The sequence below is a fragment of the Bacillus cereus group sp. MYBK227-1 genome, from assembly GCF_051916325.1.
GTDB lineage: Bacteria > Bacillota > Bacilli > Bacillales > Bacillaceae_G > Bacillus_A > Bacillus_A cereus.
In genome coordinates this window covers 419,193-440,753 of the sequence record NZ_JBQAGK010000002.1, presented here as the reverse complement: position 1 = coordinate 440,753, position 21,561 = coordinate 419,193, and the positions used below count along the sequence as shown (strand labels likewise).

The window sequence follows — 21,561 nt, the reverse complement described above, 5'->3', positions numbered from 1 at the left end:
AGATGAATTTCATCTAACATACTTTTTATAAAATTCATCAACAAACATTATTTTACAACTAATTACAAATACCGTCAAAATAATCAATTTAAACTTAGACAAATAACTGGCATACAATTTCATAATAAGAGATCCTATACTATCGAAATACATCTATTACAAATTCCCTTTAACGTTTTCAACAATCTCATTTATCGTATTCCGATCAAACTTATCACTAATTTCATATGACTCACGATCTCCTACGAATTGCACGCCTACGATATCATTGCGATCCTTACCGTATTGCACTTCAATAATAGATCCTCGCTCTATTTGTTTCCAAATGAGACCTGCTTCATCTTTATTATCTAAAATAATGCAGTCTTCAATATTTTCATCAATCCCAATTAATTTATTATCATCCATATATCCAATCTCGTATTGTTGCCGTTCTTTCGCTTTGCCACTTACTAATATACCTTTGCTACCATATGAGTAATCCATATAGTCCTTTTTCTCCGTTTGTACCGCTTTCGGCTTTTGTGCTTCAGTTTTTTCAGCAGCCCCACAACCTGTAATAAGACTGATTGGGATAACCACTATTAATACTAATCTAGTAAATTTTTTTATCATTTGTAACCAACCTCATATATTTAATGCAAAACTCCATTTATTACTCTATTAAAGAATAACATGATACTAATTAAACAGAACGAAAGATAACATATTATTTACATACCCACACTTTAATGAAGGACCAGGCCATTTAAACCTAGTCCTACATAACTTTAACTTTGCTTCACATACTTAATTGTATGAAATGACGTCTCATTAAATAATTGCAAGTTTTCCCCATCATAATCTTGAACTTTATATGCTATTTTCTTTTTTTGAATTGTATCTTCTACACCGTCTACTAAACGTTTATTGAGATGTAAATAGATTGTAAAAGCTTCCTTATCATATTCCCAAGTGCCTTCAATATAATTCTTTTTATTTGGATACTCACCTTTACCATACGTTTCAAATGTCTTATCACCTTTTAGAATAAGTGACATAATGAAACCGTCTGTTCCTTTGAATCCCCAATTACCGATTAATTCCGTACCATCTTTCACATTCTTCATAACGTTATCCGTATTAATTCCTGCTTTCTTATCTAACTCTTTCAAATCTTTCACAGATACTGTACCGTCACCGATTTTAATATCCCCTTCAAGATCTTTGAATGCCTTAAGCCAGTAAATATCTCCTTCTTTCACTAACTTTTCGGATTTCTCCATTAACTCTTTATCAGTCTTATCGCCTTTTTCTCTTTTTTCTTTTCGGGTGAATACTTCATTTATTAAAGAAAAAGACTCTCTAAAATAACCAATTGCTTTTTCAAAATCCTTTTGTTGATTTACATACTCTGCAGGGGGATCTATCGACTCAAATTTATCTAACACTTTATTTAATTCTTTCACACTATCTACTATATCTGATTTCTTTTTCTTACCGTCAAAAACCTCTCTTGTAATATTGTTATGCTCCGCAAACAACTTATCAAACTCTACCCCTAATTTATACACTTTATTAGGATAGTCTTCCTTTGAAACTTTTTCTTTCTTACTATTAGACTTCGATTCTTTTACTTTAGACTCTTCCGTTTTCTCCTGTTTAGAAGTGTTCGTTTTCTCAGAAACTCCACAACCAAATAACAACATGACCGGAACTGCTACCCCTAGTAGTTTCTTTGCATTCATGACTGATTTCTCCTTCTACTTGAATAGATTACTCTTACTATACCCATCCTCTTTTTTTATCTTGTAATTAAAGTTACAACTGCAATAACTCCTAAAATTGGTCCCCAATATTCCATTTTTATAAAAAATAGCGAGTGTTTTTTGTTAAACATAACTTTTTCACCAGTTTCGGCATCTATATAAACTTTACCATCTGGCTTATTAATATATTTACCTAAATACCAAGACATAACCCCTGATATAATAAACATTACCGCCATTGGCCAACTATGGTCTTGAAAATATGTAGCGTCCCCCGTTATAGATCCAAAGATAGCCTTACCCAAAAGAGTATTAATAATTACAATAATTGCGACTAAAAAACCCCAACCAGACCAAATAATCATCTATTTCTCCTCCTAAAGCGTACAACTTTGTACTTTATGTTAATTTGAACTGCAAACGAAAATGTTTAAAAAACCGAATATTCAGACGTTGATAATTATATTTAGCTTACATTCGATTCTAACTTTAATGTCCTAAATGCAAATGAACCAGATATAATTTGTAAAATTGTCGGAATAAGTAAAAAGAATAATGACATAAACAACATAACTATAGGAATCACAATCATACAAACTCCATAAACTTTATTATTAACCTTGTTTACTAAACACGATAAAATGAACAATCCTATTTGAACCGTTAAAATAATAGAGTAATAAGCTAAAAGTTCGTAATCAACACCTTCCATAATATTAAACGCTACAACTATTAATATTATGAAAATAATAATTCCCAAAATGCCACCAATTAAACCTAATACAAATTCAGGTGTTCTTTTCAATTCAATCCCCCTTTTTTGAAAAACTAACAACTTGTATATTTTTCCCATTCACCATCATACCAAATATTTATTGGAAAAACTATACAAATCATTTTTATTCTACTGTACTTTACTTCTAACTATAGATAACTTGTAGCAGTTACAAAATTAAAACCTTCACAATTACTTACTGAATTGTCCTATTGAAAATTATAAATTAAAACGATAGAATTATAGGATTTATTTAATTTAACTACTTCCTTAATTCGAGAAAGTATTTTATCATCATATGAACATCCCGTTAATAACATAGAAATGTCATCACTCGCTTCTTCTAACACTTCCTTTTCAATAAAATCTTCATCTACATCAATCATATCAATATTAAAATCAACAAAAAATCTTGCTGGTATAGCGTCTCCTTCTTCATCATACGTAACATCTATATATGTATCCAACTGATCTTGCGTTTGCATATTACCGAACCATATTGAAACCATTCCGTGTACTTCCATTAATAGCGTCCTCCATTATGAATATATATTCTCATTCAACTTACGCTTTAAAATTCATGATTTTTATAAAAACCATTTCTTCTTTCCTTTCAGTCAAATAGGATTATTCGGAAATTCATTGTCATACTTATGAATTAGCGCTTTATCATTTTCATCAATTGGTACTTCACCTAAGTATTTATGTTTCCAAATAATCATTTGATCACTAAAACTATATTCTGTTTCGAGCCAATTGGTATAATCGAAATGCATGTTAAATTCCCCACTATGTTCCAGAGACATTGTAAAAGAGTACCAAAGCTCTTGCTGATTATCTTTGAAAACATTTCTTAATTCCTTACTCAATTTATATAAAAAATCTTCTTTCCTTTCAAACTCCTCTTCATCAACTTCGTATTTAAAAGGAATTTCTACACTATACTTATAATTTTCTTTATTTCTGAAGTTGTTATAGAAAAAGTAAGTTCCCCCCTCCAGCTTCTGATATTTGTGCATAAAAATAAAATTTCTCCCATTCTTCTGGAATCATGGCATGAACCGTTTCCGCTATCTCTCTATATAATCGATTCAATTTTATTTCCAATTGAATACCCCCTATTTGATTTTCATCATTCACTTTTTCTATATTATACCACCCTTTTAATTAGCTCTTTATTTCATCTAAAATTCAAACCAAGTTTCGATACTTTTAGAAAGTAGACATACCTCTTGAATACAATTAGTATTAAAATAAGAAATATGAAAGACTTAAAAAGGCTCTTACATGAAGGAAGGAAGTGCACAGCTATGGATTTTAAAACAGTTATGCAAGAACTTGAGGCTCTAGGTAAGGAACGAACGAAAAAAATATACATATCTAACGGTGCGCATGAGCCAGTATTCGGAGTAGCTACAGGTGCTATGAAACCAATCGCTAAAAAAATAAAATTAAATCAAGAGTTAGCTGAAGAGCTTTATGCCACAGGTAACTACGATGCTATGTACTTTGCAGGTATTATTGCCGATCCAAAAGCTATGAGTGAGTCTGATTTTGATCGCTGGATAGACGGGGCATATTTTTATATGCTATCCGATTATGTGGTGGCAGTAACTTTATCAGAGTCAAATATCGCACAAGATGTTGCTGATAAATGGATTGCAAGTGGGGACGAGCTTAAAATGTCTGCAGGCTGGAGTTGCTACTGTTGGCTATTAGGAAATCGCAAAGACAATGAGTTTTCCGAAAGTAAAATTTCCGATATGCTTGAAATGGTGAAAGATACAATTCATCATTCTCCAGAACGAACAAAATCCGCTATGAATAATTTCCTAAACACCGTGGCAATTTCATATGTACCACTACACGAAAAAGCAGTCGAGATTGCAAAAGAAGTTGGTATAGTTGAAGTCAAACATGATAATAAAAAAAGCAGTTTGCTAAATGCTACAGAGAGTATTCAGAAAGAACTTGATAGAGGAAGACTAGGTTTTAAGCGTAAGTATGTAAGGTGTTAAAAGTATGAAGGTGTCAATCTAGGAGAGATTGACACCTTTTTAGTGGACATTACTAGACTAACGGAGCTGCAAGTTAAAGGGAACCAATCATTCATCTCCCACTATACATCTCAAACTTCTTCTTTCAATTTATATACCCTATCTCTTTTCTCATCATCTTTGATAAAAATAAGTTTTCCTTCTGTAACAAAACCTTCTAATAGTAAACATACTTGTCCATATGCTTTAGGCTTATTCGTAGTGAATCTTTCATCGGGTATTTTACCAGATCGTATTAATCGTTCACATAGCTCAAGCGCACTTATTTCTTCAGAATCAATTAATTCTAAAATATCTTTTTCTAATGGTGATAAAGGGGCTGGTACCTTACATACCTCAGCTCCCTCCACCTTTTCTTTTTCTTCTTCAAATAAATCTTCAAATGAAATTTGATTCATTACATCTTTTCCTTTCTAACGATTGATTTGTATAACATGAACTGAATCCTATAGCGTATTTATTATTATGTATTACTTACCTTTTTTCATAAATCTCAAACTCATGTACATCGTTTCATATAGTATGTTTTGATTATACCAAATATACGTTCTGTCTTCTATTGTAGAATTTTTATAACAGAAATGAAAGTAATAGTGAACATTTTTCTTCTCTTTAGTTGTATAGAAAACTATGTAAAAAGTTTACATAATAAAATTATAGTTATTTGTTAAATTTCTACGCTAATACGCAAAAAAAACACTCGTTTCCTTTAATCGACAATCGAGTGCTTTAAGTTCATCTATTTTTAAGTACATAAATTTATAAATTTTGTAGTAACAGTATGACACCATTTATATGTCGTGACAACGACTATGTTAACACTTACGAGTTTGTATGAGTTCGTTAGTTTAATATACATTCCATATGTTTATATTCATCGCCAAATAAAATGATATTTTACTTTATTTTCCATTCTATCATTGCACACAGTACTCCATGATGGTACAACCATGATGGAGTACATACTTTCAAAAACCTTTTATTTTTTCTATCTACTTCACATATACTTTATTTTTTATTCATATATACTTATGCGTATTTAAATTTAGCACCACGAACTTTATTATATCCGTCCATAAAATATAATTTAGTATAGTAAGGTTTATAAAATCACTATAACTAAGCTCATTTATTTACTGTAATGAGTTTTTAATGTTTATTTATATTTTAGGAATATCAATTATATTTCCTGGTGACTCATTAATAAGAATATCTGAAATACTTGGGTTCCTTTTTTTTAACTTGAATATTTGAATTTTTGTTAATTCAGGGCTAAATGATATATTTTGTGTTTTAAACTCCAAATTCATAATTTTATTTTGAAGTTTTAATATAAAAACCTTCCATTCTTGTAATGGAGAATTCGAAACTTCCTCCGGACTTTCTAATAGTCGATATCCGTCTGCATAATGAAACATTAGTAATCCCGTTCCTAAGTCACAATCTTTATTTTCAAGAATTGCATTTGGTATATCAAATCCACTATTCCAATTATAATTTGCTGCAAAACAATGAAGGATTATTGGATTATCTATATTCTTTATTCGGCTAATTGTATCCTCGTTATTTGTATTATAAAGTAATTCTTCAAGCAAACTAATATCTTTATTTTCCATTACACCTTACCACCTTACTGATATTTACTTATTTTGTATTTCCAATTGTTTTAGCTTTCTTTCCCAAAGTTCCACTGTTGCACCTTGGCTTGGGTACAATGGTAAACCATTCCCCTGTAATTTCCTTAAATTTTTTTGCAAATCATATACCTGTTTTTGTAAACTAGCAATACTTTGGTTAATATCCATTTTATTTAATGCTCTTGCAACTACTTCATTGTAAACAGAATGATATCCTCTATGTCTAGCCATTGTACTTATATTATCATCTGGTACTCTTAGAAAAATACCGTTTGATAAGTCATCAAAGTTCATACCTATCTTTTTAATTACAAGATTATCTGCCATTTCAGAAGGAATAATATGCTGTGCTTGATATCCACTCCATTTAGTTGAACGTTTAAGCCCCATTTCTGTCATCATATTTTTTCCTAATTTAGTAGAATTCCCTCCTGTTACAATACCCGGAGTACCAGGAATAATCCTACTACCTTCACCCGCATCCTTAACCCCACCACTCTCCAAATTCGAGATCCTATTCTGAATACTCGCCTTTGAGGCATTATGGGCTTCTTGGAATTTCCCGCTATAGTTCGTTCCAGTTCTAGCGACACTTCCATCTGGCAGTATTTCTACACCTTTAACGAATGGGGTTACGGAGTACACACCTTTTGCTAATGTATTTTCAATTATATAATACTAGTAATTTCTGTTAACCTTAATTCATAAAAATAATTTTTAAACATTTATAACATGCCTATCTAATAAAAAAGCGCTTGTTGTCTTTCGTAGACAATCAAGCGCTTTAAGTTCATTTGTTTTTAAGCAGCATAAATTTATAAGTTTTGTAGTAACAATATGACACTTTTTATACTTCCTAACAAATACTATGTTAAAACTTACGAGTTTGTACGAGTTCATTAGTTTCATATACATTCCATGTGTTTATATTTATCGCCCGGTAAAATGTCATCTCGCCTAAGCTCGTACTTTATTTTCTATTCTATCATTGCACATAACACTCTATGATGGTACAACCATCATAGAGTATTTACTTTTTTAACAGTTTATTTTTTTCATCCATCTTCTGCTTTAAATATTCAGCAATTTCAGTTTGCCCAAATTCTCTAGCATATTCATATGCATCCAAATTCTTAATACTCTCTCCAGTATATCTAATTGAAATATCTATTCCTTTTTCAACTAGAAACTCAACTACTTCTTTATGCCCACCATAAATTGCTCCAAATAATGGATTTCTGTTCGCTAAGCTCACATCTAATTCTGCGCCGGTCTCTATTAAATACTTTACTATCTCCAAATCCCCCTCTCCTGCTGCCACTCTTAAAGGGGAATCATCAAATATATCACCTTTTGTATTAACATCGATTCCTTTATGGACTAAATATTCCACTATTCCAAAATATCCTTTCTTTGCTGCAACATGTAGCCATGTACCAAATAGCGTCATCGAATGTAAAATTCTGGATTATCTCCTGTTAAACGTTTTACTTCATTCTATAAAATTTAAAAGTTAATACAATTATAAAATTATAATTCTCTTTAAAATTTTCACGTTAAAACACAAAAAAGAACTCTGAAATGAACCCAAAAAGTGTCTAACTTTTTGGGTTCATTTCAGAGTCGCTGCACGACACCAGAAGAAGTAAAACCTTATCAAGATGAATCGATCAATTTACTCATGGCGATAAACCTTTCATGGCTCTACTTTGCGTTATTATGGTGTTTGTTATTTTCATGTCTGTTAAAGTTATGGGTATGTTCGAAGCGTTAGTGATAGTCACAAAGAGCAGGTTAGTTCCTTAACCAAAAACATAAAAGAAGAAAGAGGTATTCATTACAAACTACTAGTAGAAGAACGCAAACGTTCAGATAGACGAGAAAGAGAATTGTTCATAAACTTAGAAAAGAACACAGAACAATTAGAAGGTATTACTACTATCCTTAAAAAAGTTCAATTTAGTTATGCTAGCTTAGAGAATAAAATAATGCAAAACTTCAAGTATCTTGAAAGTGAAATTGAAAATGTAAAAATGCAAGTAACCAAAAAGGAAGGCCACGAATAATTCCTGGCCTTTTTGTTTTCTAAACCTAAAAATCTCTTTAAGTTTATAGACTTTGTATCAAAATTGTAAAAACCTTTTATTCAAAACCGATAACAATCCATTCATCTACAAAATTCCAAAAGTGAACATTATATTTAGGCTGACTCTTAGCTGACCAAAAAGTAGCATTGTTATTCTTACAATTTTCATAATCTATAGCTATGTAACTCCCCATACCATTACTAAAGAATCCAAAAGATGTTTTTAAATTAATCCTTATCGGTTCTTCCAATTCATCTATAATCCCCCACTCTAAGACATCATCCCCAAAGTAAGTTATAGCTTCTAATGGCATCAATCCCATCGATTCACTTGTGTAATCATAAAATCCATTATGAACATTTTCGTAAAAGTCCCTAATAGATTCAGGAATTTCTCTCCATGAAGATTCTAATTCCTCATTATTAAAACTATCTTTAGGATTTCTTCCTTCATAATATAAATCTTCTCCACCTTGATTTTTTATTGTATACAAGATTGAATAGGTGTCCTCACTTACCATCAGTTCAATATCCTCAAGGTATTCTGATAAGTAAGCAATAGTATTAGATAAATTATTATTCACATATTTTTTCCATATACTTAAAATTTTCTTGATTCTCTTTTCTCTATCATGTTTACTAAATACTTCCACCCATAAATCAGGAATTAAAGATGCGTTTATATTCTTAAATTCATTTGCATTAATCAATTGAATATCTTCATTATACTCTCTTAATATATCTAACTTAGAACTCATTTTTTTCCCATCCTTTTTAATATTATTTTATATTATTCTTTGTTAAAATCATCAATTTGTTTTTGCAATATTCTTTCAAGCTGTTTTTCTCTTGTAATCATCTTGCTCCTAAAGTCAGGACTAACTTCTATCTCATCTGGTGTTCTCTTTTTATAATGTGTCCATTCTTCATACGATTTAGATTGCTTTGAAGTGTTTGCAGATTTACTTAATCCTGTAAAGTTTTCTGGGTTATTTAATACTTCTAACTGTTGTTTTTCTGTTAAATTACCAAAACCATCCATATTTGCGATTCTGTCCATAGACACAATATGATCTGCTTCTAGTGAACCTATAAAAGTTTTTCCAGGAAGAGCTTGATCTTCCGTTTCTATCTTTTTATTGTGGCCTTTATTTACTTGTTTTCTTATTTTTGCCGTCGTTTTTTTTTCTTAATGCTTCATATTCTTCATCTGTAATCTTTCTCTCACCGTACCTAGGAGGAATTCCACTTTCACCCGTACCCTTAACCCCACCACTCTCCAAATTCGAGATCCTACTCTGAATACTCGCCTTTGAGGCATCATGGGCTTCTTGGAATTTCCCGCTATAGTTCGTTCCAGATCTAACGACACTTCCATCTCGCAGTATTTCTACACCTTTAAAGATTTGGGATACGGAGTCCGCACCTTTTGCTAATGAATTTTCAATTATATAATACTAATAATTTATGTTAGCCTGAATTCATAAAAAATATTTTCTAAAAATTTATAGCATGTCTATCTAATAAAAAAGCACTCGTTGCCTTTCGGAGACAATCAAGTGCTTTAAATTCATCTGTTTTAAGTAGCATTAAATTTGTAAATTTTGTAGTAACAGTAGTATGACACCTTTTATATGGTAACAAGTAATACATTAATACTTACGAGTTCATTATTATTGTGTCCTTTCCATGTCTTTTCAATAAAATATCATCTCGCCTAATTCTCACGCTTTTCTTTCTAATACAGTTGTAAAAATAAAAAATTCAATAGCCACTACGTTCTCCTAACGTTGCCATTGAATTCCTTTACTAAGCATGTACCTTTGTCAGCGTCCAAGTAACCAATAAAATAGGCACATTTCTCAATTTATTTTTCTATTATCAACCCTCCCAAATCCAAAACATTTTTATTATTTCGAATTCAGGAGGTGACAAGTTTAAATGCATTTGTAGTAACACATGGTGTTATTAAAATTGTACGTGGTCAAAAATAGCACATTCTAGATGGTTATGCAATCTTGATATTAACTTATAAGAAAATCTTGATCGGATTCAAGGGTGAAGGCATACAATCCTTAGGTCTATCTATAATATTTGATACACCTTTCTTGAAAAGGAATTCTATCATCAAGCAACACCTCTTCTTGCAGGATTTTTGTTATATTCTCTATTTTCCCAATGAATAATGCATAAAAGTCGCCTGAATTTGGATATAAAAACAGACCAAATCCCTTTGGTGACAGTATTTTGTTGGCCATCTTGATCTTATCGGGTAAAAATTCATAATTAAATGCTTCTAATCTCTCAAGTTCTTCTTGTGTTGCTAATTCAATTTGGTGGGCAAATTCGTAATCAAGAATAAAATTGACAATTTCTTGGTATTGCTCACCTTTATAGTCAACGTATAAAAACTGTTTCGTTGTCAATCCATATTTTAATAGGTCTTCATGTAAGTCATAACTTCCTTGTTCCTTCAAAAATGTTTCCAAATCCTTGCTATCAGGAAATATAATCTGCGCTATCCCTTGATCAGGCATCTTAGCTTCCTCCCTTTTATTGAAATAATTCTCCATGCTTGTTAGGAATATATTCCGGATAGTTTTCACGATAAAATTGATCGATCATCTGAAGTACGGGATCCCATTCAGGATATGACTCATGTTCCCCAAATACCATTCTAGCTTCTGGAGTATTCATCAGAAAATTATCGATTTGAGTAGGTACTGGCAACCCTAGTTGTTTCCTTACATGGATTAAAAATAATATTTCAAAAGGATAAAATCCGTATCTGAAATCACCAAATTCACCTAGCTGTCCGATTTCAGAAGCTAACGCAGAATGATACTGAGACATTATCGAAATTAGATATTCTATTTCTTCTAAGTCACGAGTCGACCAACGTCCTAACACTTCATCATATATATTTAGGTCTTCAGGGATTAAATCGCATCGCAGTTCAGTTTCTTTAAACTTATTTTTCACGACTAGATGCAATTTTTCATTTGTCCCCATGATGGTTTTATTTCTATACTGCAAGTATAGCTCTAGCAAAAACCAAATATGTCTATTCTCTTCATTAGCATCTATTAAATGTCCACCGAAGTGATGAACCATAAAATCATATAATATATTTTCTTCTTTCTCCCATCCATACATTGCAAAATGAACTAATGTGAGGACGACTTCTTTAAACGTATACCCCAAAATCATCTTTGGATATCTGATTTTATAAAGATCTTGTCCCATGCACTGGTAAAATAAGACTTTCTGCATGTTCTTTAATCCTTCTACATTGTTTCCACCGCTTATCAATACATCGTTTTTCCATAGTGACAAGTGATATGAGAAAATTTTGCTTAAATTTATTAGTAGGATATGATCTTTCTCTGTTTCATTTTGCTCAACAATTTTCTCAACCTTACTTCTACTGACATTATATTTATCTTTAACATCTTCAAATTTGATTCCATCCACAAAATTTTTGCTATATCTTTTAAAAGCCATTTCTAACTTTTTGGGGTTCATCATTGCATCCTCCCTATGAATTAATCTATTTTCTTATTCCAGTCCTTTACCTTTAACTCATCAACACCGAATCCAGTATCAGTAATCTTTATATCTGTTTCAACTCTAATAAAATCGAATTGTAGATCCGGACTCTCCTCCATCAGATTCTCTAAGTTATCTCTAAAATTAGCATACCTAGGATCATCGCTGTTAACCATGTCTTGAAAATAAGTATCTCCACCCTTTTTCTGTTTATCCGAGTAACTAAAACTAGCGGAATCTGATGCCTTTGATTCAATAATAGTTAACTTTGGCGGCGGCCCTTTCGATAGGAATGCTGCATCTATACCATTTCTCCCCACTTGGAACAGATCGGAAACATCTTTACCTAAATCACTGTCTCTAGCTACTATTTTTGTCACTTCTTCCCCAAAATCACCTTTATCATGAGAAAAATATTTAGAATTATCGATTTTTCTTTCATACTCCTTTGCAACCTTCAAGTCATAATGATCACTAATAACATCTTTCGTATCCAACTTGTTGGCCAATTTATTTTTTTCTCGCGTTAATCTTTTGACTTCTTTGTCATTTCCCTCTATTTTCAATCTATTTATTTCTTTATCTAACTCTTTAATTTCTTTTGAGATATTGTCTGAAATGTTACTGCCATAACCAACTTTACCCGTACCCTTAACCCCACCACTCTCCAAATTCGAGATCCTACTCTGAATACTCGCCTTTGAGGCATCATGGGCTTCTTGGAATTTTCCGCTATAGTTCGTTCCAGATCTAACGACACTTCCATCTGGCAGTATTTCTACACCTTTAACGAATGGAGTTACGGAGTCCACACCTTTTGCTACTAGACCTTTAATGAAATAGTCCGCATCATTAATCTTATCTACGGTTTTCCAGCCTTGTATTTTTAAATTTTTTAATAGATTATTTTCCTTAAGCGATTGTACCACATTTTTACTCAAATTTGGATTAAAACCAGGCATTCCTTCTTTGAATTTTAATAATTTCGCTAAATCAGCTAATTCACTTGTGCCTTTGAATGCTTTTACTCCTTTTCCTACTGCTCCAACAACTGGGATTGCATCTAATCCGCCAAAAATGATGTTTCCTACCCGCTCTTCTTGGCTCAATTTCCGGTGTGTTCCCCAGTCTTCTCCGTCGATACCGCTTTTTATTTGTACACCTCCGTATACTACTGCGGCAGCGGCCCCGAGTGGTGGACAAAGGATTGTTGTGATGATGATCCCTACGCCTATTCCTATGTCTCGCACCATTTCTAGTTTTTTCTGTTCATCTTCTATCGATTTGTATTCAAATCCTCGTGTGGATGGGACTACTTTCTTGTATTCTTCATAATTTAATTTTGCATCTGGATTTTGTTTTTTTAGTTCTTCGTACTCCGCTCTCAGTACGTTATCAAATGCAGGTGAATCTTTAAAAATATCTTCTACTGTTATTTTATCTTTCTTCTTCTGTATTGTTTGTGGTACACTTCCGTAGCCCGCATGCGCACCTGGTAATACTGTCGTTGTTGTAGAGCCAATTCGGTTATTTGTTTCAAAACTGAGAATAGATGTATCTCTCATTTTTTGAGCGAATTTATCCATTTCTACTAAAAAAGGTTTATCTATATGTTCAGACACCAATCGCCCTGCTTCTCCGCAATATTTTTGTAATGTCGTATAACTATCAAGTAATTCCCCGATTTTTTGCGATTGATCTTTAGGATTAAAATGTATACTACCATCCGAGTCTAAATCTCGTATTCTTCCATCAATTCTTTTTAATGATTCATTTGCTTCCCGTAATTTCATGAGTGCATCTTTTGTAATTCGATTCATACCATCCCCCATGTTTTGCCATGGTTCAGGTCTATATTTCACATCCATCTCGTTTTCATCCCCCCAGCCGTATGGTGATTTCTACAACTTACTTAATATTTCACGTAATTGTTCGTCCTTTTCAAGCATTTCTACACATACATTCCCTACAACTGTCGCTGACCTAGAATAGTGTTCAGCCAATTCTAGTGTTTTGTGTAATATATCAGGATATTTTTCAATTACTCTCATCGCTTCACCTTTTTGATAAAAATCACAGCTTAATAAACTCTCAATATTCGTTCCAATGACGTCTACATGGATTTTATATATATTTTCTAACTTCATTACTATATCTAGTAGTTCTTGAAAATTAACTAATACTTCTTCTCCACCACCAGAACCACTATCCCCCATTGATACTTGCATTATTGAATACCTCCTAACGAGAATTGTCTCGGGTCAATTAACTTTTTATATGGCATTTTTAACACGTCATACAATTTCTTATTAACCGCATAGAGGCTCACCCAGTCATATCGATTACGATCTACATCTATTTGAACGAAATCTTCTCCTTCAGTGAAATATAAGAAACATTCCCATTTTCCTCCTCTATTACTTCGAGGCCTCGTATACGTTTCTATCGCTATAACGTTTTTATTTGATAAATCTTTTTCCTCAAATGTTTGTTGTTCTTCTTCTGTCATTCTCTTTGAGAAAAATGTATCTTCTATTTCCCTCGGTTCTCTCAATAAGAAAGGGATGCGTGTTAATAAGGAAAAATATACGTCTGGCTTTGGTATGTAGTCGATCTCGTATTTTTTATTTGGTTCTATTTCCGTTAATACAGCCACTCGGTCTTTATCCTCTTTCAAAAAGCCAATTAATACATTATTCATTCTCGTGTATTCATGACAACTTTCATATTCCTTTAATAGTTCAATTATTTGAAAAGCTGCAGGGGTAATTCCATTTTCACTTGTAAGTAGGCCTTTTTCTTTTAAACTCGTAGTTGCTTTCGTGACACATTCTGCATCAAGTAAAATAATTGCGTCACGGTTTGGCAATCCAAATATATCGGTAACCCCAGCTGCACCTGCGAGAACATATAATTCAGCAGGTGCAAAACTCATTTCTTTCCCCATTCTTTTATCCCTCGTTTCTCCATCACAGTTGTTTTATCGCCCTTACTTCCGATTTATCTCCGTACGTTTGAATGCTTTTATCTAACTCTTTCAAAGCTTTCGTATGTCCTTCAAATGCCTCTACCATTTCTGAATTATATTGAATGATCAAATCAAGATAACTTAAAAATGCATCTCTCGTTTTTCCATTCCATTTCGCACCTGTGACATATGCTTTTAAGTCTTTCGCTTGGTTTAAAGAATCCTTCATACCATTTTCAATGTTTTGTGCGTAAGAAATGGCACTTGCAGTGTTACTTCCTATAATTTCAACCTCTTTACCACTCATGTTGGTTCCCTCCATTCTTTGTATGCTTAATGGATAAGTTTTTCAAATTCCTTTTTCTTTTCTTCAAAAGCCTTGGTCGCTGCAGCGTATGCTGACGCTTTCTCTGATTCTGCTTTCGCTTTATATTCCAAATACTTTGCATAAGCTGTACTTTTTGCAGATCCAACATCGCTTAATGCACTTTTAAAATAGGATAATACTGTATTTAAGTCTTCATCCTTTTCATGACGTTTTTGTTCAAATTCAACTGCCGGAATTTTATTAGCTTCTAAGCCATTACTTTTACTCTCATACTCTCTCTTCGCTGATTCAGCCTCTTGAATGAATTGCTTTAACTCTCTTTCTTTATCTTTTAAATAATCATGTAAATCATCATACCGATCTCGTTTCCTCGCACTTTCTGTAAAACCAGACGCATTTAAAAAAGCATTGTATAATTCATCTAACATCTTTCTCCCCCTTTAGCGCAATAACTATGTAGTTAAATTCGTATATTTAAACATGAATATTCATTACATTAAGAATTAACAAATAATTATTTTTACATATTGCTATTTTATCAAAGGGATTTTAACATTTCCATATTTTATGAATGGCTTTCGCATTTTTCTTCAATAAAGTGAAACTTTAATCAATATGACTATGTATTTATGTGCAAAAATAATAAAAAACACTGCCAGGCGCAGTGTTTTTTATTACTACCTTCTATCCAATTCATTCATATTAAATTCTTGCTTGAGAGTAAGACCCATTCTTTCTTATTTCATCAACAACTATTTCTGGATAATCCCAATGAAGCGTACGAGTAGACTCCCGGATTCGTTTTACTATTCCTTGGGCTGTTTTATTTTTATATTCATTCCAATATTTTGGCTCAGTCGCTCTTAAAAGAACGATAGAAAAAGGATCTGATATGAATATCAGATCCTTAACTTTAATTTCTTAATACATACATCTTTTTACACGATAACTGGTTCATACGTGCTCAAATTATCATACTCAGTTTTTACAATACTAGGCGGAAGGTTAACAGATCCTCAGATTCACCTTTTCCTGTAGCAGTGCATAATGTTTAATAAAATTAAAGCATATTTTTACTTACCAGACTTAATTTTTTCGTTATATTCTTCTAAAGTTAACCCTTTTTCTTTTAGATAAACAGCAACTTCTTTTCCTACATAACGATAGTGCCATGGCTCATACTTAATGCCAGTAATATTCTCTTTATCTTTTGGATAGCGGAGAGTAAATCCATATTCTGCAGCATTCTTATCTAACCATTTGAATGCATCGGTAGTTTCAAATTTTGCATTTAAATCTTCTACAGTATTCTGCCATTCAACTGAAATAATGTCTAACGCTAATCCAGTATGATGTTCACTTGCACCAGGATACTGAAGATATTCCAATGCCTTAGCACTAGCCTCTTTATCCGACAAGCCTTGAGATTTATAGCTTTTAACTGAAGCATCATAATAAGTTTGTTGTAATTTTATAGCTCGATAACCTGATCTTAAATAAAGATTGATTCCCTCTTTTTTTGCAGCTGCTACCATATCCTGATAGGAAGTTGCAATTCTACTATCTATTTTCATATTTGGCTTCGCATTTTGGGTGATACTTGTTAATTCAATTCCTAGTTCCTTTGATAACATATGCTCTCTATTTACAAGGATAATTCTCCAATCATTAACATCAGAGATAGGTAAAACATCTTTTTTCTTCGCATGTATTTCATTTTTATTTTTATCGTTATTATTAGTAGTTGCCTGAGATGTTTGCTTTCCACTACAAGCAGCAAGACTCCATCCCATTGCTAATACCAATGCTAAAATTATAAATTTTTTAATTGTATCTCATTCCCTTTTTGTTTATTAGTCTTTATACCAATTTCCCAACACGTCTCTAGGAATCTCCTTGAAATCCTTCAAAGAAACGGGGCCGACAAATTTTTTAATTCCATGTTTTTTAGAATTTTCATCCGAATAATCTTTTAAAAATTGAATTTTAAATTGTTTCTTACCATCAGCATAGTCGGTTACTGTCGGTACGATTGCCGCTTGTCGTATACCAAAAGTTTTATCTTCATACTTAACAAATTGTACATAAGATAATCCTCCAACTAATGTTTCTAATTTTTCTTGCGCAGAAATAAGATTTCCAAGAGAATAATAGATTAGCGTTTCATGTCCATCTTTATTTTGTTTCCACTCAATTGGTTGAATTACATGTGGATGATTTCCAATTACTACATCTACACCTAAATTTGTTAAATATTGAGCAACTTCTTTTTGTTGCTTTGAAGGTGTTGAGGTATATTCTACTCCCCAATGCACCATAACAATCACCATATCAGAGCTACTCTTTGCCTTTTCCACATCATTTTGTATCGCTTTTTTATCAATTAAATTTAAAGCCCAAGACTTATCAGCTGGAATTTTAATTCCATTCGTACCATATGTATAATTGAGTAACGCAAAACGAATACCATTTTTTGTAATCGTTTTTATTTCATTACGCTCGTTTTGACTCTCATTAATACCTACCGGGATAACATCCGGATATTTCTTCCAGTATTCTCTTGTATTCGCAACACCTTTAATACCCATATCCATAGCGTGATTTGTCGCTTGCGTCACTATATTGAATCCAGTGTCCACTAAAGATTGGCCTACTTCTTCAGGTGTATTGAAAGTCGGATATCCTTGTACTTTTAAATTATTTCCGGCAATCGGAGTCTCCTGGTTCACGATAGCAAGATCACTTGATTTAACAGCTTTTTTGATATTTTCATAAATATAATTATAATCATATGAACCGTCTTTTTGTTTGCCATCTTTAATTACTGCGTCATGATATAAATTATCACCCGTTGCTATTAAATTCACAACCGATTGTACTTTTTTATCTTCCGTAAAATTAGGAGACTGTTGGATAGGACTTTTATCTACCCAATTTGGTGCTTTTAATGATGTATCTATATTGGATTCAGCCGGTGGTAATGAAGCTTTAGATGTCTTAACATCAGTATTACCACAAGCGGTTAAAAGCACTAAAAAAATAAGACATACTAAAAAAAACTTTTTACTTCTCTGTAAAGTATCTAACATGTGATCCTCTTTTCTGTTTTATTCCTTATAACTAGTTCTAACAAATCATTCTTTACAACAACGTATTTGGGTTTTACCCTTAATTATGGAAGGACACTCTGTTACACCTGCTTCGGAATATACTAATAATTGTTTTCCGCTTTCTAGCAATCTATCGATTCCATCAGAAATGATAGATTGCTAGAAAGACATAATCCATCAGGATGTCGACTAGTTTGATATACCTGTTCCAATTGCAGTAACTCGTTTAATATTTAAACAAGATGGGAGAATCGTTCATATAGCCTCTTCTCTCGCTTTATGTTTAAAGTGCCTCCAAAAAAAGGGATCGTTGCTGTAACCCTTTACATAGTGCGAAATTTTTGCAACTAATTTCTTTCATTCAAGCGACAAACATTATACCGATAACAATAAGTAAGACCCAAGAACTTATTTTACCAATATACGAAAAAAGTAGCAATCTTTTGCCCCATATAAAGAAGCCAATTAGGAGAAATGAACGAGAGATTCATTCTATTCAATTCCTTCATTGATTAATAAAAAAACAAGCCACCCAACTATTGGATGGCTCTATACTATAAAAAGAATTTGTTATTGGATTACTTCAATTTCCCTTCAAAAACAATCTTCCTACCGCACGGCTCAACTACTGTTTTGCCGTCTTTCTTTACTTCATGAAAGATTGGCTCTTCCATACGACGAGACGGAGCGTAGCCTTCTTGCTCCATACGTGCTAAGCAGTCTGTAATTGTTTCATTTTCAAGTACTTCAAATTTCTTTTTATTAGGTTGTTTTGTCATGCCCTAACCTACTTTCTATTTTTCTTGATGCGAATTGATTTTTCATGTAGACCATATATAACATTGCGAGAATTCCCATTATAATCATAACCGCAATAAAAAAGCTTGTATACTGTATTTTTTCTATAAATACGCCACCTAATACAGGTCCCATAATACTTCCTAAACTAAAAGCGATTCCGGATAATATATTACCTGCTGGCAATAAGTGTCTCGGTAATAAGTCAGTCATAAATCCAAGCCCTAAAGAGAAGCACGATCCAATAACCATACCCGCTAAAAGCATGCAGACAAAGACGATCCAGTAATATTGATCAAATACGGCGGCAAGTAGAAAAATGCCCGTACTTATGCTAAACGTCCACGTTAATATACGGTCCCTTCCGTATTTGTCACTTAATATACCGAGCGGAATTTGTGTAATAATACCCCCAACTGCAAATGCTGGTAATAAGAAGGATACATCTGAAACAGACCACCCTTTACGAAGTGCGTATACTGGTAAGTTACTGTTTAACATTGCTTCAAGTACGCCATATGCAAGTGGTCCCAGCAGTGCAATCCATCCTAATCCAACAACTTGTTTATAACGAGAAAATGATGATTCACTCTTCACTTCTCTTTCATCTTGCGCTGGGAATGCATTTTTTGTTGGAAGTAGTAAAAGCCAACCTATTAAACAAAGTATAGTAGATATAATAAATGGTGTTGCAAGACCGTACTGCACAGTGCTTGCTAAATACGGACCAACGGCAAAACCAATTCCGAAGAATACACCGTATATCGATACTTGTCTCCCTATTTTACTTGGGTCTGATGTCGTCGTAATCCATGTTTGTGTTCCGACATGAAGCATATGATCTCCAACTCCAACTAGAAATCTAAGGATAAACCATACCCAAAATGAAAATGTTTGTGTAAAAAAGAATAATGAAATAATAACGAGAAACCCACCTATAACAATAATCGGCTTCATTCCAAACCTTTGCATCGGTTTTTCAAGAAACGGCGAAATAACTAATATCCCAATGTACAATGCCGTCGCATGAATACCATTAATACTTGAACTAACCCCTTCTTGTTCAAAAATCATTGCAATGGCCGGTAAGAGCATTCCTTGTGACAAACCCGAGATTGCTACAATCCCAACCATAATCCAAAAAGTAAAACGCATTGACATCCTCTGTCCCTCTCCTTCTCACGCTTCCACTTTTCATTATAAACTGTTTCTTCAAATGCGTGTACGAATATTCGCAATAAAAAACAAGCTAAAAGAATGAACCTTTTAGCTTGTTATCTTATCCTTCCCAAACTTGCGCTTTCACATTGTAATGAAAGTGTTTAAAATATGGATTTTCATAAAATGAAGGTCCATATAAGTAATGTTGCATATGAGCTGTTAGTGGCTGCTGCATTTGTAAAGGAACTACAGCTGGTGAAACTTGCATATACATCGGATCTATCATTATTTTTGTATAGATATGATGATTATATGGCGAATAAGCGATTAAGGATGGTTTATGCATTGATAATCTCCCCTTATACATACAAATGTTATAGTATATGCAACACTTCTCATTTCGGGGATTATTTCTGTTCTAACCAATCCTCTACATGTTTTATAAATACATCTAAACAATCAATAAACGGCGAGTGTCCGCAATCTTCTAATACCTTCAACTCTGCATTTGGCAAATGTTTCGCTAATTCCTCACCGACTACTTGCGGTACGACATAATCTCTATCACCTTGTATGACGAGTGTTGGCGCTTTAATACGATGAATTTGTTTACTTCCCTCTACAACCCCATTATGTTCATCTGAAATATTAAATGTAATGAGCGCATAATTCACATCTACGAAATTACGTTGCGTTAACATATCATCTAAATACTTTTCATAACGATCCGGTTCAGGTTGATTATGTGTATATATTAATAGATTCCATACTGTACGGTAATATAGTTTGTTCATATTTTTTATCGCATCTAATACTGGAGCGATTTGTACTGGATCTTGCGCAATTTCTTCTTTCGTCTTTACTAAACTTGATACAATCGGCTGCCCATTCGTATCTTTTTTAAAGATTGGGTATCCTTTCATTCCTACTGATTCTACTAAAATTAACTTTTCTACAAAAGTTGGGTGATTCGCTGTAAATTGCATCGCAACGCCACCACCCATTGACCAGCCCATTAATAAAAATTTCTCTAGCTTTAACTCGTCAATAAATAATTTTACATCGTCTGCAAAGTCTTGTAATGAATCTATCGACTGATTATACGTTGATTGTCCAAACCCTCTTAAATCAAGAGCGTAAATATGGTATTGATCTTGCAACTTTTCAATAACTAAATCCCAATGTTGTGACGATGTCATGTTCCCGTGAATGAGTACAAGAATATCTGTATTTCGCCTTCCAACTTCCTGATATGCAATCGTTTCTCCGTTCGATAGTGAAACAAACTCCATTGTTGCAGGCTTAATCATCACAAGTTCCCCCATTCTATTTAATAGAAAGAAA

The 21,561-nt window shown here is 32.9% G+C and carries 26 protein-coding genes and 2 pseudogenes; 1 reads left to right on the top strand and 27 read right to left on the bottom strand.

Translation table 11 applies throughout. The features are described from left to right. Window positions 1-156: 156 nt before the first annotated feature. From ACTFRM_RS09395 to ACTFRM_RS09370, 6 genes and pseudogenes are all read right to left on the bottom strand, one after another. Window positions 157-615, bottom strand: a complete 459-nt coding sequence (locus ACTFRM_RS09395) for a hypothetical protein (protein ID WP_000591634.1) — start codon at window positions 613-615, stop codon at window positions 157-159. Between the two features lie 155 nt (window positions 616-770). Continuing rightward, window positions 771-1,727, bottom strand: coding sequence for a DUF3994 domain-containing protein (locus tag ACTFRM_RS09390; RefSeq protein ID WP_000992202.1), 957 nt, complete (start codon window positions 1,725-1,727; stop codon window positions 771-773). A gap of 56 nt (window positions 1,728-1,783) precedes the next feature. Next, window positions 1,784-2,113 (bottom strand): hypothetical protein, encoded by a 330-nt coding sequence (locus ACTFRM_RS09385; RefSeq protein ID WP_000587854.1) that lies wholly within the window; start codon window positions 2,111-2,113, stop codon window positions 1,784-1,786. 101 nt (window positions 2,114-2,214) lie between these two features. Then, entirely contained in the window at window positions 2,215-2,553 is a 339-nt protein-coding gene (locus ACTFRM_RS09380; protein ID WP_088322346.1) for a DUF4064 domain-containing protein, read from the bottom strand. 179 nt (window positions 2,554-2,732) lie between these two features. Beyond that, window positions 2,733-3,047 carry an immunity 22 family protein gene (locus tag ACTFRM_RS09375; RefSeq protein WP_088322345.1) on the bottom strand — a complete coding sequence of 105 codons (315 nt, stop codon included), beginning with the start codon at window positions 3,045-3,047 and terminating at the stop codon, window positions 2,733-2,735. Window positions 3,048-3,140: 93 nt separating this feature from the next. After that, window positions 3,141-3,630 (bottom strand): annotated as a pseudogene (locus ACTFRM_RS09370) (antitoxin YezG family protein). Window positions 3,631-3,833: 203 nt separating this feature from the next. Here ACTFRM_RS09370 and ACTFRM_RS09365 point away from each other — a divergent pair. Further along, complete coding sequence (locus ACTFRM_RS09365) at window positions 3,834-4,541, top strand: DNA alkylation repair protein (protein ID WP_440043250.1); 708 nt, start codon at window positions 3,834-3,836, stop codon at window positions 4,539-4,541. Between the two features lie 110 nt (window positions 4,542-4,651). On the opposite strand, the gene ACTFRM_RS09360 is transcribed toward ACTFRM_RS09365, so the two are convergent. The 21 genes and pseudogenes from ACTFRM_RS09360 to phaZ form a co-directional block, all read right to left on the bottom strand. Then, the gene (locus ACTFRM_RS09360) at window positions 4,652-4,978 is read right to left on the bottom strand and encodes a DUF3895 domain-containing protein (protein ID WP_001071900.1); all 327 of its coding nucleotides are present in this window, start codon (window positions 4,976-4,978) and stop codon (window positions 4,652-4,654) included. 762 nt (window positions 4,979-5,740) lie between these two features. Beyond that, the gene (locus ACTFRM_RS09355; protein WP_000428105.1) at window positions 5,741-6,196 is read right to left on the bottom strand and encodes a DUF4274 domain-containing protein; all 456 of its coding nucleotides are present in this window, start codon (window positions 6,194-6,196) and stop codon (window positions 5,741-5,743) included. A gap of 24 nt (window positions 6,197-6,220) precedes the next feature. Continuing rightward, entirely contained in the window at window positions 6,221-6,862 is a 642-nt protein-coding gene (locus tag ACTFRM_RS09350) for an AHH domain-containing protein (protein WP_088322343.1), read from the bottom strand. A gap of 72 nt (window positions 6,863-6,934) precedes the next feature. Beyond that, window positions 6,935-7,126, bottom strand: coding sequence for a hypothetical protein (locus tag ACTFRM_RS09345; RefSeq protein WP_033689828.1), 192 nt, complete (start codon window positions 7,124-7,126; stop codon window positions 6,935-6,937). A 121-nt stretch (window positions 7,127-7,247) separates the two neighbouring features. Further along, window positions 7,248-7,714: pseudogene (locus ACTFRM_RS09340) on the bottom strand (ankyrin repeat domain-containing protein); the annotation flags it as partial. Window positions 7,715-8,359: 645 nt separating this feature from the next. Further along, window positions 8,360-9,061 carry an SMI1/KNR4 family protein gene (locus ACTFRM_RS09335; protein ID WP_088322341.1) on the bottom strand — a complete coding sequence of 234 codons (702 nt, stop codon included), beginning with the start codon at window positions 9,059-9,061 and terminating at the stop codon, window positions 8,360-8,362. Between the two features lie 32 nt (window positions 9,062-9,093). Beyond that, window positions 9,094-9,363, bottom strand: coding sequence for a hypothetical protein (locus tag ACTFRM_RS09330; RefSeq protein WP_002182897.1), 270 nt, complete (start codon window positions 9,361-9,363; stop codon window positions 9,094-9,096). An 88-nt stretch (window positions 9,364-9,451) separates the two neighbouring features. Then, window positions 9,452-9,688, bottom strand: a complete 237-nt coding sequence (locus ACTFRM_RS09325) for a hypothetical protein (RefSeq protein ID WP_217362677.1) — start codon at window positions 9,686-9,688, stop codon at window positions 9,452-9,454. A 696-nt stretch (window positions 9,689-10,384) separates the two neighbouring features. Beyond that, window positions 10,385-10,840 carry a hypothetical protein gene (locus ACTFRM_RS09320; RefSeq protein WP_001113308.1) on the bottom strand — a complete coding sequence of 152 codons (456 nt, stop codon included), beginning with the start codon at window positions 10,838-10,840 and terminating at the stop codon, window positions 10,385-10,387. Between the two features lie 16 nt (window positions 10,841-10,856). Continuing rightward, entirely contained in the window at window positions 10,857-11,831 is a 975-nt protein-coding gene (locus ACTFRM_RS09315; protein ID WP_400154468.1) for a hypothetical protein, read from the bottom strand. 17 nt (window positions 11,832-11,848) lie between these two features. Further along, a complete protein-coding gene (locus tag ACTFRM_RS09310; RefSeq protein WP_426865986.1) occupies window positions 11,849-13,720 on the bottom strand; it encodes an ADP-ribosyltransferase in 1,872 nt (623 codons plus the stop codon). A 33-nt stretch (window positions 13,721-13,753) separates the two neighbouring features. Then, window positions 13,754-14,080 (bottom strand): hypothetical protein, encoded by a 327-nt coding sequence (locus ACTFRM_RS09305; RefSeq protein WP_001198201.1) that lies wholly within the window; start codon window positions 14,078-14,080, stop codon window positions 13,754-13,756. Then, window positions 14,080-14,799 carry a DUF5081 family protein gene (locus tag ACTFRM_RS09300; protein WP_000514125.1) on the bottom strand — a complete coding sequence of 240 codons (720 nt, stop codon included), beginning with the start codon at window positions 14,797-14,799 and terminating at the stop codon, window positions 14,080-14,082. The genes ACTFRM_RS09305 and ACTFRM_RS09300 overlap by 1 nt, the downstream gene beginning before the upstream one ends. Before the next feature lie 22 nt (window positions 14,800-14,821). Then, entirely contained in the window at window positions 14,822-15,127 is a 306-nt protein-coding gene (locus tag ACTFRM_RS09295) for a WXG100 family type VII secretion target (RefSeq protein WP_000014535.1), read from the bottom strand. A gap of 26 nt (window positions 15,128-15,153) precedes the next feature. Beyond that, window positions 15,154-15,576, bottom strand: coding sequence for a hypothetical protein (locus ACTFRM_RS09290; RefSeq protein ID WP_000883465.1), 423 nt, complete (start codon window positions 15,574-15,576; stop codon window positions 15,154-15,156). Window positions 15,577-16,221: 645 nt separating this feature from the next. Further along, window positions 16,222-16,953 (bottom strand): M15 family metallopeptidase, encoded by a 732-nt coding sequence (locus tag ACTFRM_RS09285; protein ID WP_000241986.1) that lies wholly within the window; start codon window positions 16,951-16,953, stop codon window positions 16,222-16,224. A gap of 48 nt (window positions 16,954-17,001) precedes the next feature. After that, complete coding sequence (locus ACTFRM_RS09280) at window positions 17,002-18,237, bottom strand: CapA family protein (RefSeq protein WP_426865982.1); 1,236 nt, start codon at window positions 18,235-18,237, stop codon at window positions 17,002-17,004. Window positions 18,238-18,836: 599 nt separating this feature from the next. Beyond that, a complete protein-coding gene (locus tag ACTFRM_RS09275; protein WP_000166303.1) occupies window positions 18,837-19,037 on the bottom strand; it encodes an NETI motif-containing protein in 201 nt (66 codons plus the stop codon). Next, on the bottom strand, window positions 19,021-20,217 hold the full coding sequence (locus ACTFRM_RS09270; protein ID WP_134208337.1) for an MFS transporter: 1,197 nt from the start codon (window positions 20,215-20,217) through the stop codon (window positions 19,021-19,023). Before ACTFRM_RS09270 ends, ACTFRM_RS09275 begins: the two co-directional genes overlap by 17 nt. A gap of 118 nt (window positions 20,218-20,335) precedes the next feature. Next, a complete protein-coding gene (locus tag ACTFRM_RS09265) occupies window positions 20,336-20,563 on the bottom strand; it encodes a hypothetical protein (RefSeq protein WP_000549500.1) in 228 nt (75 codons plus the stop codon). 61 nt (window positions 20,564-20,624) lie between these two features. After that, window positions 20,625-21,527 carry an intracellular short-chain-length polyhydroxyalkanoate depolymerase gene (gene phaZ, locus ACTFRM_RS09260; RefSeq protein WP_440043249.1) on the bottom strand — a complete coding sequence of 301 codons (903 nt, stop codon included), beginning with the start codon at window positions 21,525-21,527 and terminating at the stop codon, window positions 20,625-20,627. Window positions 21,528-21,561: the final 34 nt, after the last annotated feature.